We start from the raw sequence: 11,009 nt of genomic DNA, 5'->3' as shown, positions 1-11,009 counted from the left end.
TTGTTCTCCCGCGAAGGCGGGAGCCCAGTCTGGGTCCGCGCCTTCGCGGGGAAACAAGCTTAGGTCGGGTCCGCAGCTTCCACGGTAGTAGAGGTCCACAACGTCGCCCGCCTCTGCGCCTCAGCCTGCACCTCCAGCCACTGCTCGCGCTCCGCCACCGCATCGGCCAGCGCCCGATGATCCGGCACCCGCCCATTCCGCCGCTGCGACACCGCGCCGACCACTTCCCGCGCCAGGGCCTCCCGCACTGCCGCCGGCGCAACATCCGCCAAGCACGCCCGCGCCGCCTCCAGTTGCGCCTCGTCGCTATCGCGCAACCGCAGCACACGCCGGGGCTGCCCGCCGGCACGCAACAACGCGCTCAGCCATTTGCCATCCCAGGACGGCGCACTCGCCAGCAGGTCATGTCCCGCCAGCGCCTCGACCATCCGCGTCGCCACGACCACGTGATCCTCGCCCTCCTCCTCCAAAACCCGCCGTTCGATCCGGTGGATAGCCTGCGCCGCCGGATCCCAGTCGGTCCAATCGGGCGCAGGCTTGATCAGGTGGTTCTCCGACGTACCGTCCTCGAACACCCACGCCACCTCGATCGGATAGCTCGCCTTCCCCAGCGACGACGCTTCGAAATCGAGGAAGGCGAGCATGCCGCTCAGCCGGTCGGGCTGGCGGCGTTGACGAGCTTGGGCTCCTTGATCGGCGACAAGGTCTGCTCCTGGTCCCCCGAAATCCGCCGCGAGCGCACGAACGGCGGCAACGTCACCGGCCCCCGCGTCTTCAGCGCCTCCAGCACACCCTCGATGACGCGAAGATCGGCAAGCCCCTCCTCCGCATCGGGCTCGGGATCGCGATCTTCGAGGATACAGTCGGAGAAATAGCGCATCTCGCCGCCGAACTGGTCGGTCGGCTTGAAGCTCTCATGGCTCTTCTTTTCGCCGATCGTCACGCGCTGCTCCATCGCATCGCCGAAGCCGTAAGCCGGGTCCATGTGGATGCTGCCCTGGGTGCCCGAGATCGTCAGGCTGTCGACGTTGTTGGCCGCGTAGGAGACGGTGAACTGCGCCAGCCGATCGCCGGGAAAGCGCAACGTCACCGCGAACGTATCGTCGAGATCGCCCAGCCCCAAATCGGGATGCCGCATCGCGACAGCCGAGACCACTTCGGTCGGCTCCGCCCCGAACAGATAGCGCGTCGCGTTGATCGGATACGGACCCATGTCGAACAGCGGCCCGGCAATGACCCCGTTCTTCACGCGGTGGTTAGCCGGATCGACCTTCTGCGTGAAGCACGAAGTGAACGCGATCAGCTCGCCGAGTTCACCGGCCCGGATGCGGCGGATCGCGTCGAGCGTCGACGGCTCGAAATGCAGCCGGTACGCGGTCATCAGCTTGGCCGACGACGCGCGCTCGGCATCGCGGATCGCCTCGGCCTTCTCGACCGAAATCTCCAACGGCTTCTCCGACAGCACGTGGATTCCCGCCTTCAGCGCGGGAATCGCAAACTCGGCATGGCGCCAGTTCGGCGTCCCGAGATAGACCGCGTCGATCAGCCCCGAGGCGAGCAACTCGTCGAACTGGTCGTAGCGATAGGTCGCCTCGACGCCGTATGTCTTGCCAAGCTCGCGCGCCTTGACCGGATCGTCTGTAACGAGCGCCGCAATCTCCGAATTGCCGGTATGCGCGACGCCGGGCATCATCGACGCCTGCGAGATGTCGCCGAGCCCGACGATCGCATAACGGACCTTCTTCTTGCCGAGACCGAGCGCGGACGCGATCGTCGAAACCGTATTCATGGGGATACCTCGTGATGCTGGAAGTCCCCCGCTCAACGCGGCAGCCGCGATAGCTATCCCATCGCCCTCACATCGGCCTACGGTTGGCGGCGGTCCGGCGCTGATCGAGAATGGTTCGTTAACCTAGATCGAAGACCATCTCGGCAAGGTATCCACGCCATACCGGGTCTATGTATGCTCCCCTCCCCGTTGCCGATCGCCGCGCCCGAGATCGAGCGCCCGCGACCGCGCTGTTCGGTCTGGCAGAGGAGACGCGCGAACAGATCGCCGCATTGCAGGATCGCAAGATCGATCAGGTCGCCGCCGTGTGGCCGTATACGCTGGCGATGCAGGTGGTCGCGGGCGCGATCCTGATCGCCATGTGCGTCTGCGCACCGGCCAGCGCCGGGTTAGCCGCGTTCGCTTCGCTCGTCGGGATCCACGTGGCGGTCGTCGCCACGGTGTCGGTCGCGCTATTGTGCGCGCTGCGCGTCCCGGCGCTGCGGCGATGGCGCCCGTTCCGGCGCAACCGGATGATCACGCTCGGCGTCGTCGCGATGTCGGCGCTGCTGGCGTCGCTGCTCTGGACCACCATGCGGATGCCGACAGGCCCGCTCCAGATCGCCTGTTTCACGGCGGTCGCCGGGACGATCCTCGTCTCCGCGGTGAGCATCCACGCGGTCCGCGCGGCGACCCTCGGCTTCGGTGTCGGCGCGGTCCTCGCGGTGGCGGCGCTGACCGGGCCGGGCGTTGCGCTCGTCATGGCGCTGCTGGGCCTCGTCGGTCTCGCGGTCGTCACCCGCAAGCTTGCACAGGTCGACCATGATCGCGAACTCGATCGCGCCGAACAGGCCGGCGCCGGCGATCTCGCGGTCCGGATGATCGCCGAGTTCGAGGGCGAAGGCACCGGCTGGTTCTGGGAAGCCGATCGTCAGGGCAAGATCACCTATCTGTCGGCCAAGGTCGTCGACGATCTGGGTCTTGCCGGCGGCGCGATCGGCCAGCCGCTCACCGGGTTGTTCAAGATGGACAGCGATGCCCCCGGCACCGAGCGCACGCTGGCCTTCCACATCGCATCGCGAACCTCGTTCTCCGACTATTCGGTCCGTTCGGCGACGTCCGACGGCGAGCAATGGTGGTCGATTTCAGGACGCCCGGTGGTCGACGAGCTCGGCCGCTTCCAGGGGTTCATCGGCTCGGGCAGCGACCTGACCGAAAAGCGCAGGTCCGAAGCCGAGATCACGCGGCTGGCGCTGTTCGACGGCTTGACCGGGCTCGCCAATCGCCAGCGGATGCGGCTGTCGCTCGACAAGACGCTGGCGCAGCTGGCCGGGCCGTACCGCGCCACGTCGCTGCTGTTGATCGATCTCGATCGGTTCAAGGCGGTCAACGATACGCTGGGTCATCAGGCCGGCGACGCGCTGCTCAAGCTGGTCGCGCAACGGCTGCAACGCGGGGTCGGCGATGCCGGTCTGGTCGGGCGTCTGGGCGGCGACGAGTTCGAGGTCGTGCTGCCCAGCATGGACAATCGCGACACGTTGGCGGCATTGGCGCGCGACCTGATCGCATCCTTGTCGCAGCCCTATTCGGTTGCCGGCACTGCCGTCACGATCGGATGCTCGATCGGCATCGCGATCGCACCCGGCGACGGCAACGATGCGGAAACGCTCGTCCGCAATGCCGACCTGGCATTGTATGCCGCCAAGGCCGACGGCCGCGGCGTCCACCGCTTCTTTTCGGACGACATGCTCGCGGGCGCCAAGACGCGCAAACTGCTCGAAGACGATCTGCGCAGCGCCGTCGCGACGGGCGCGTTCCACCTCTGTTACCAGCCCGTCGTCAACACGAAGACGACCCGGGTGGTCGGTTACGAGGCGCTCATCCGCTGGAACCATCCGACCCGCGGCCTGGTCTCCCCCGCCGATTTCATACCGGTCGCCGAGGAGTGCGGGCTGATCGAGGCGATCGGCGAATGGGTCCTGCGCACCGCCTGTATCGAGGCCGCGCGCTGGCCCGACGCCATCCGCGTCGCGGTCAACGTGTCGCCGATCCAGTTCGCCAACCCGGTCCTGCCCGCGCTCGTCACCAGTGCGCTCGCCCAGTCGGGGATTTCCGCCAACCGCCTCGAACTCGAGATCACCGAGGGCGTCTTCCTCGACGAGACCAGCTCGTCCGAACAGATGTTCAAATCGCTGAAGGGCATCGGCGTCCGGCTCGCGCTCGACGACTTCGGCACCGGCTATTCGTCGCTCGGCTACCTGCGCAACGCACCGTTCGACAAGATCAAGATCGACCAGTCGTTCGTCAAGGGCGCCGCCGAACCCGGCAATCGCAACGCCGCGATCATCAAGGCGATCGTCACGCTCGCCGACACGCTCGGGATGGAGACAACGGCGGAAGGCGTCGAGATCCAGGACGAGATCGATCTGATCCGCGACCTCGGGTGCAGCCACATCCAGGGCTATGTCTATGGCCGCCCGGTCAGCGCCGAGGACGCGTTGCTCCAGTTGGCCGCGGAAAACGGGATCGCCACCCCGAGCGGCTTCAAGGTCAGTCGCGCGCCGCGAACCAAGATGCTGCGCTCGGCCGGCATCCTGATCGACGGCGTCCGCGGCGACGTCCGCATCCGCGATATCTCGACCTCGGGCGCGATGATCGACGGCATCGCGGTAGATGGCGATCCCGACGGTCTCGAAATGCTGATCGAACTTGTCGAGGACCAGATGGTGCCGGCGCGCATTCGCTGGGCGCATAACGGCAAGGCCGGGATCGAGTTTCACGAAGCATTCAATCTCGCGAAGCTGAACCAGACGCAGGGCTTCCGTCTGCGCCGGACAGGGTAAGCCGGCCGCGCAACCCGAAGGCGGAACTGCGGGTGCCCCATATGCCTTGAAGGAAACGGCGCCGGTCGCCGTCGGATATGTAACCCATCGTCATCCCCGCGGAGGCGGGAACCCATATTCTGTAGCGCCAGCATTTTAACCGCGAGGCATGCCCGTATGGGTTCCCGCCTGCACGGGAATGACGGATACAGGGTCGAACGGTACAGGTGCCGAAGGAGATTGCCCATGCCGATCAAAGCCTTGGCCTTCGACGTGTTCGGCACGGTGGTCGACTGGCGTTCGGGGATCGCGCGCGATGCAGGCCCAGTTCTGGCAGCTCTCGGCCGATCCGATATCGACCCGCATCGCTTCGCGGACGGCTGGCGGCATCGCTATCAGCCAGCGCTCGAACAGGTCCGCAGCGGGCGGCGACCGTTCGTCATCCTCGACACGCTCCACCGAGAGGCGCTCGAGGATCTGCTGAGTGAGTACGCGATCGATCCGACAACGATCGACGAGGCGACACTGGTGCATCTGACCAAGGCCTGGCACCGGCTCGATCCGTGGCCTGACTCGGTCGAGGGCCTGACCCGCCTCAAGACGCGGTTTCCGATCGTCACGCTCAGCAACGGCAACATCGCGCTGATGGTCGAGATGGCGCGGCGTGCGGCGCTCCCCTGGGATGCGATCCTCGGCGCCGAGGTCAGCCGCGTCTACAAGCCGCTACCCGAAGCCTACCTGGCCACCGCGCGCTTGCTCGGCCTCGATCCCGGTGAACTCTGCCTCGTCGCCGCGCATCACAGCGACCTCGCCGCAGCGCGCGCCTGCGGGTTGGTGACCGCGTATATCGATCGGCCGATGGAATATGGCGGCCGCCCCGCACCCGACGCGGATCAGGCACAGGACTGGGATCATGCCGCCACCAGCATTACAGCGCTCGCCGACCGCCTCGTCGGAGCCTAGAGCCTCAGACAGCGCGCGCAGATCCCGCGAGCAACATTTGCCATCTTTCCGCTCTAAATAAATTTTCGTTCCCGCTTCGCCCCCTTGCGCTTCGCGAACCCCGCAGAAGTCCACGCGTCGCGAATATCCCGCTCGCCCAACCCGCACCCGAACACGACGAACCGAGCCCCCGACCATCCCCGCACCCCCTTGCGTCTCTTCGCGCTTTGGCACAATCTCTTGGGGTTGCGTTCGGGGGCGGACCCAATCGCTGGTAGAACAACCCTCGCATAGTCATATGCGATATGACCGTAAGCGCGCCTTCCACCGCCGCGATGGTCACTTTTTGTTCTCCCGTTAGGGGGCGTCCGATGGTAGCATGGTGACATGACGCCGATTCGAACGAATACAGAACACTAGGAGCGGTTTCGATGGATTTCAGAGACAGCAGCCGGGATAGCGACATGACCACGAACACGATCGAACAGACCATCGCAACGCCTGAAGCCGAGGCTCCGAAGGCCCCGCGCCAGGCGCAGGACAGCCACTCCGTGCGCGCGCAGATCTACCCGGTCGAGGTCGATCACAGCCGCGACGCGCTGCTGACCGAATTCGGCAAGGACACGCTCAAGGATCGCTACCTGCTCCCGGGCGAAAGCTATCAGGACCTGTTCGTCCGCGTTGCGTCGGCCTACGCCGATGACGCCGGTCACGCACAGCGTCTCTACGACGCGATCTCGAAGCTCTGGTTCATGCCCGCCACCCCCGTTCTGTCGAACGGCGGCACCGGCCGCGGCCTGCCGATCTCGTGCTACCTCAACTCGGTCCCCGACAGCCTCGGCGGCATCGTCGACACCTGGAACGAGAATGTCTGGCTCGCCTCGCGCGGCGGCGGCATCGGCACCTATTGGGGCAACGTCCGCGGCATCGGCGAGCCGGTCGGCCTCAACGGCAAGACCAGCGGCATCATCCCGTTCGTCCGCGTCATGGATTCGCTGACGCTCGCCATCTCGCAGGGCTCGCTCCGCCGTGGCTCGGCCGCGGTCTATCTCGACGTCTCGCACCCCGAGATCGAGGAATTCCTCGAGATCCGCAAACCCTCGGGCGATTTCAACCGCAAGGCACTGAACCTCCACCACGGCGTGCTGATCACCGACGACTTCATGGAAGCCGTCCGCAACGGCGAGGAATGGCATCTCCGCTCGCCGAAGGACCAGGCGATCCGCGCCACCGTCGACGCGCGCTCGCTGTTCCAGAAGCTCGTCGAGACGCGCCTCCAGACCGGCGAGCCGTACATCGTCTTCGCCGATCACGTGAACAAGGCGATGCCGAAGCATCACCGCGAACTCGGCCTCAAGGTCTCGACCTCGAACCTGTGCTCCGAGATCACGCTGCCGACCGGCAAGGATCACCTCGGCAACGAGCGGACCGCGGTCTGCTGCCTGTCGTCGCTGAACCTCGAGACGTGGGATCAGTGGAAGGACGAGAAGGGCCTGATCGAGGACGTCATGCGCTTCCTCGACAACGTGCTGCAGGATTACATCGATCGCCACGAACCCGGCATGGAGCGTGCCGCCTACAGCGCGGGCCGCGAACGCTCGGTCGGGCTCGGCGTGATGGGCTTCCACAGCTTCCTCCAGGCACGCGGCATCCCGTTCGAGGGCGCGATGGCGAAGTCGTGGAACCTGCGCATGTTCAAGCACATCAGCAGCCAGGCCAACGAAGCCTCGATGCAGCTCGCGATCGAGCGCGGCCCCTGCCCCGATGCCGCCGACGTCGGCGCGATGGAGCGCTTCAGCTGCAAGATGGCGATTGCCCCGACCGCGTCGATCTCGATCATCTGCGGCGGCACGTCGGCGTGCATCGAGCCGATCCCGGCGAACATCTACACGCACAAGACGCTGTCGGGCAGCTTCTCGATCAAGAATCCGTATCTCGAAAAGATGCTGAGCGAGAAGTCGAAGAACAGCGACGCGGTGTGGAACTCGATCCTCGAGCAGGGCGGCTCGGTCCAGCATCTCGACTTCCTCTCGGTCGAGGAAAAGGACTGCTACAAGACGTCGTTCGAGATCGACCAGCGCTGGCTGCTCGAACTCGCCGCCGATCGCACGCCCTACATCGACCAGGCGCAGTCGCTGAACCTGTTCATCCCGGCCGACGTCGAAAAGTGGGACCTCCTGATGCTCCACTTCCGCGCATGGGAGCTCGGCATCAAGTCGCTCTATTACCTCCGTTCGAAGTCGGTCCAGCGCGCGGGCTTCGCCGGCGGCGTCGAGGCGGACAACACCATCGACCTGCGCCAGATCGACGTCGAGTCGAAGGATTACGATGAGTGCCTTGCCTGCCAGTAAGGCCTCTCGGCGTTCAAGCGTGACCCCGGCCCGTCAATCACGGACCGGGGCGCGCCTGACGCAAAAAACCCCGGCCCGCGCGAAGCGGACCGGGGCTCGGACTAGCTATGCGGCGCGTGTCGAACGCACCGCCAGCGCGTCAGGCCTCTTCTTCGAACGTCACCGCCACGTCGGCGTTGGCGGAAAGCCGGACCTTGCCGTCCTCGATATCCGCAACCAGCCCGAGCGAGATGAAGTGATGATGCCCTTCATGGCTGCCCGTGCCCTCGACGACCTGCGCGCCCGAATCCTTCTTGGTCAGCTTGATGCGGTTGCCTTCGACCTTGTCGACGGTACCGACATGGACGCCGTCCGCGCCGATGACTTCGGCATGTTCCTGGATCTTGGTTGCATCGACCATGGTCGTTCTCCTGTTTGGGGTTCGGGTGCTGAACGCGCGCCGGGCGAGTTGGTCGCATGACGTATGGTTCAGCTATCATGTTCGTGGTCGCGGGCGTGCTCGGAATCGTCGGCACCGCGATGCTGCTGCGTTTGCGCAGCCCGAGCATCTCCGAACCGCAGACCTACGCGTTCCGCATGATCGGCATCATGCTCACCTCGGGCGCGATCGTCCTCGCGATGTCCGCCGCCGCGATGTGGCAGTGGAGCACCGAGACATGAAACACGCGACCTGATCCCACCAGTTTCCCGCTATAAAACCCATCTTCCGAAAGGCCTACCATGTCCCTCCTTCACGCCTCCAAGCAGTACAAGCCGTTCGAATACCCCTGGGCGTTCGAGTTCTGGAAGCGCCAGCAGCAGCTCCACTGGCTCCCCGAGGAAGTGCCCCTGGGCGAGGATTGCCGCGATTGGGCGCAGAAGCTCAGCGACCACGAGCGCAACCTGCTCACGCAGATCTTCCGCTTCTTCACGCAGGCCGACGTCGAGGTGCAGGATTGCTACCACGAAAAGTATGGCCGCGTGTTCAAGCCGACCGAGATCAAGATGATGCTGACCTCGTTCAGCAACATGGAGACGGTCCACATCGCCGCCTACAGCCATCTGCTCGACACCATCGGCATGCCCGAGAGCGAGTACGGCGCCTTCCTCGAATATGCCGAGATGAAGGAAAAGCATGACTACATGCAGCAGTTCACCGTCGACAACGACGAGGACATCGCCCGCACGCTAGCCATGTTCGGCGGCTTCACCGAGGGCGTCCAGCTGTTCGCGTCGTTCGCGATGCTGATGAACTTCCCGCGCTTCAACAAGATGAAGGGCATGGGCCAGATCGTCACCTGGTCGATCCGCGACGAGAGCCTCCACTGCGAGGGCATCATCAAGATGTTCCACACCTTCTGTCAGGAGCGCCAGTGCCTGACCAAGGCGGTCAAGGACGACATCGCCGACGTCTGCCAGACGACGATCCGCCTCGAGGACAATTTCATCGATCTCGCGTTCGAGATGGGCCCGGTCAACGGCATGACCCCCAAGGAGATCAAGAAGTACATCCGCTTCATCGCCGACTGGCGCATGACTCAGCTCGGCCTGAAGCCGATCTACATGATCGACGAGCACCCGCTGCCCTGGCTCGCCCCGATGCTCAACGGCGTCGAGCACGCCAACTTCTTCGAACAGCGCGCCACCGAATATTCGAAGGCCGCGACGAAGGGCCAGTGGAACGACGTCTGGGACTCGTTCGACAAGCGCCAGACCGCGAAGAAGGGGCCTGCCGCGAATGTGGACCTGAGCGAGGTTCGGGATATGTTCAGCGATTCGGTTGCGGCAGAGTAATCAGGTGATCAAGGTAGGGCGGTGGCTTGGATATGCGGGCGCAGCAATAATACTGGCGGCCATTTTTTGGCTTGGCCATGTTTCGATTGATTTGTTCATTGCCGCTCCAGCCACCGTCCGCCTTGGCGTTTTGACCGCGGCGGTATCTGTATTAACGTTTGTATTTAATAACTCTCGTCAGCAGACACGTGAGATAAATTCGAGACAGTTTTCCGACAAACGGGAAGCCTATCAAAAGTTTTTTGACTTTCTTTTTGAGATATTCTCGGCTCAAAAGAAAGGGATCGAGCATAGCGATGATGATCTGATAGAGCGAATGCATAATATAACGAAAGGATTGATGGTATGGGGGAGCGCAAGAACGATAAATCAATATAACCAGTTTATGCGAAATGTGATTAACCCTCCCAAAAGTCCATTAGACCAGTTTAGAAATGTCGAAAGTCTTCTCAAAGCGTTTCGTCAGGATTTGGGTCACGACGATCGAAAATTAGAGGCCTTTGGACTCTCGAAATTAATACTAAAAGCCGATGAGCATGATAAATTGAAATCTTAGCGCCTATTAACCTATTGCCGCTGGAGATAATCGCTGGCGCAGGCCTCGGTGAAAGATAGCGCAACTTTACTGTTGAGCTTTTTAAACGACCGTACTGCCAGTTGATCCGCGGCCGATGTGATCGCACGCAACAGCGTAGTGACACGACCACTCGCCGATCCCGCGTATTTAGCACTCGGCCGCCAAGCCGAAGCTTGACTCGCTGAACTCACTTACGGCACCACGTTTATGGGAGAAGACGACGATGCCAGACGTTTACAAGATCTTCATCGGAGGTGGCGGCGACGACTGGTTCAGTCACATCGTAGAAAGCTATGCGGAGCAATACCGCAAGAGCAATCCGACGTATCAATGTCCGTATTTCAGCTGGACCGCCGGTAGCGGAATCGTTTCTACACTGGAAAACGCTGCAAAGGGCAGCTTCATCACAGTGATCGGTCATAGCTACGGCGCTGATACCGCATTTTCCGCAATCCAGCGTGGGCGCCCAGTCAACACGTTGATCAGCATCGATCCGGTCGGCCGGTTTCGACCTGCTTGGGCCACGATCAGCGGACGCTGCCTCACCTGGCTAAACGTTCGAGCGGAACCGTCCGTAGGGAATCGCTCAACCGACGATACGATCGCAAGCCTTGGCGGCAAATACCCGCCCCCACCCGCACCGGGCCAACCGGGCGCTCCCACCTATGCCTTGACGGCGGACGCGACCCATGGTGCGTTCTCGCAAATGATGCGAACTTCCACCTCGAACGGTATCAGCGGAAAGTCGCTGCTCGGCGGCCATGGCGTCTAGTCGC

At 63.4% G+C, this 11,009-nt stretch carries 10 protein-coding genes; 7 read left to right on the top strand and 3 right to left on the bottom strand.

Annotated elements, in window-relative coordinates; genetic code table 11:
• Window positions 1-59: 59 nt before the first annotated feature.
• Together C8J44_RS15515 and C8J44_RS15510 are read right to left on the bottom strand one after the other, a co-directional pair.
• Window positions 60-644: a transcriptional regulator gene (locus tag C8J44_RS15515; RefSeq protein WP_121905204.1), complete on the bottom strand. Its 585-nt coding sequence runs from the start codon at window positions 642-644 to the stop codon at window positions 60-62.
• A gap of 5 nt (window positions 645-649) precedes the next feature.
• Entirely contained in the window at window positions 650-1,789 is a 1,140-nt protein-coding gene (locus C8J44_RS15510) for a Gfo/Idh/MocA family protein (RefSeq protein WP_121905203.1), read from the bottom strand.
• Between the two features lie 170 nt (window positions 1,790-1,959).
• On the opposite strand from C8J44_RS15510, the gene C8J44_RS15505 reads away from it, so the two are divergent.
• The 3 genes from C8J44_RS15505 to C8J44_RS15495 all read left to right on the top strand — a co-directional run bounded on the left by C8J44_RS15505 (window position 1,960) and on the right by C8J44_RS15495 (window position 7,883).
• A complete protein-coding gene (locus tag C8J44_RS15505) occupies window positions 1,960-4,611 on the top strand; it encodes an EAL domain-containing protein (protein WP_183128802.1) in 2,652 nt (883 codons plus the stop codon).
• A gap of 225 nt (window positions 4,612-4,836) precedes the next feature.
• Window positions 4,837-5,553: a haloacid dehalogenase type II gene (locus C8J44_RS15500; protein WP_056055130.1), complete on the top strand. Its 717-nt coding sequence runs from the start codon at window positions 4,837-4,839 to the stop codon at window positions 5,551-5,553.
• Between the two features lie 410 nt (window positions 5,554-5,963).
• Window positions 5,964-7,883, top strand: a complete 1,920-nt coding sequence (locus tag C8J44_RS15495; RefSeq protein WP_056055128.1) for a ribonucleoside-diphosphate reductase subunit alpha — start codon at window positions 5,964-5,966, stop codon at window positions 7,881-7,883.
• A 139-nt stretch (window positions 7,884-8,022) separates the two neighbouring features.
• Here the strand turns inward: C8J44_RS15495 and C8J44_RS15490 are convergent, their stop codons facing one another.
• Window positions 8,023-8,283, bottom strand: a complete 261-nt coding sequence (locus C8J44_RS15490) for a DUF2171 domain-containing protein (protein WP_056055125.1) — start codon at window positions 8,281-8,283, stop codon at window positions 8,023-8,025.
• Window positions 8,284-8,339: 56 nt separating this feature from the next.
• On the opposite strand from C8J44_RS15490, the gene C8J44_RS15485 reads away from it, so the two are divergent.
• The 4 genes from C8J44_RS15485 (at window position 8,340) to C8J44_RS15475 (ending at window position 11,005) form a co-directional block, all read left to right on the top strand.
• Window positions 8,340-8,543, top strand: a complete 204-nt coding sequence (locus C8J44_RS15485; RefSeq protein WP_121905202.1) for a hypothetical protein — start codon at window positions 8,340-8,342, stop codon at window positions 8,541-8,543.
• A gap of 60 nt (window positions 8,544-8,603) precedes the next feature.
• On the top strand, window positions 8,604-9,656 hold the full coding sequence (locus tag C8J44_RS15480; RefSeq protein WP_056060836.1) for a ribonucleotide-diphosphate reductase subunit beta: 1,053 nt from the start codon (window positions 8,604-8,606) through the stop codon (window positions 9,654-9,656).
• Between the two features lie 4 nt (window positions 9,657-9,660).
• Entirely contained in the window at window positions 9,661-10,212 is a 552-nt protein-coding gene (locus C8J44_RS18325; RefSeq protein ID WP_147453216.1) for a hypothetical protein, read from the top strand.
• Window positions 10,213-10,456: 244 nt separating this feature from the next.
• Window positions 10,457-11,005 carry a hypothetical protein gene (locus C8J44_RS15475; RefSeq protein ID WP_121905201.1) on the top strand — a complete coding sequence of 183 codons (549 nt, stop codon included), beginning with the start codon at window positions 10,457-10,459 and terminating at the stop codon, window positions 11,003-11,005.
• The last annotated feature ends 4 nt before the right edge of the window (window positions 11,006-11,009 follow it).

This window comes from Sphingomonas sp. PP-CE-3A-406 (assembly GCF_003688625.1).
Lineage (GTDB): Bacteria > Pseudomonadota > Alphaproteobacteria > Sphingomonadales > Sphingomonadaceae > Sphingomonas.
Note: the sequence above shows the minus strand (reverse complement) of the source record. Positions and strands in the feature narration are given on the sequence as shown.

What these genes read in the sequence shown, in the direction of transcription:
- C8J44_RS15515 (WP_121905204.1), bottom strand. Translation starts at nt 644, where the DNA reads ATGCTCGCCTTCCTCGATTTCGAAGCGTCGTCGCTGGGGAAGGCGAGC.
- C8J44_RS15510 (WP_121905203.1), bottom strand. Translation starts at nt 1,789, where the DNA reads ATGAATACGGTTTCGACGATCGCGTCCGCGCTCGGTCTCGGCAAGAAG.
- C8J44_RS15505 (WP_183128802.1), top strand. Translation starts at nt 1,960, where the DNA reads ATGTATGCTCCCCTCCCCGTTGCCGATCGCCGCGCCCGAGATCGAGCG.
- C8J44_RS15500 (WP_056055130.1), top strand. Translation starts at nt 4,837, where the DNA reads ATGCCGATCAAAGCCTTGGCCTTCGACGTGTTCGGCACGGTGGTCGAC.
- C8J44_RS15495 (WP_056055128.1), top strand. Translation starts at nt 5,964, where the DNA reads ATGGATTTCAGAGACAGCAGCCGGGATAGCGACATGACCACGAACACG.
- C8J44_RS15490 (WP_056055125.1), bottom strand. Translation starts at nt 8,283, where the DNA reads ATGGTCGATGCAACCAAGATCCAGGAACATGCCGAAGTCATCGGCGCG.
- C8J44_RS15485 (WP_121905202.1), top strand. Translation starts at nt 8,340, where the DNA reads ATGACGTATGGTTCAGCTATCATGTTCGTGGTCGCGGGCGTGCTCGGA.
- C8J44_RS15480 (WP_056060836.1), top strand. Translation starts at nt 8,604, where the DNA reads ATGTCCCTCCTTCACGCCTCCAAGCAGTACAAGCCGTTCGAATACCCC.
- C8J44_RS15475 (WP_121905201.1), top strand. Translation starts at nt 10,457, where the DNA reads ATGCCAGACGTTTACAAGATCTTCATCGGAGGTGGCGGCGACGACTGG.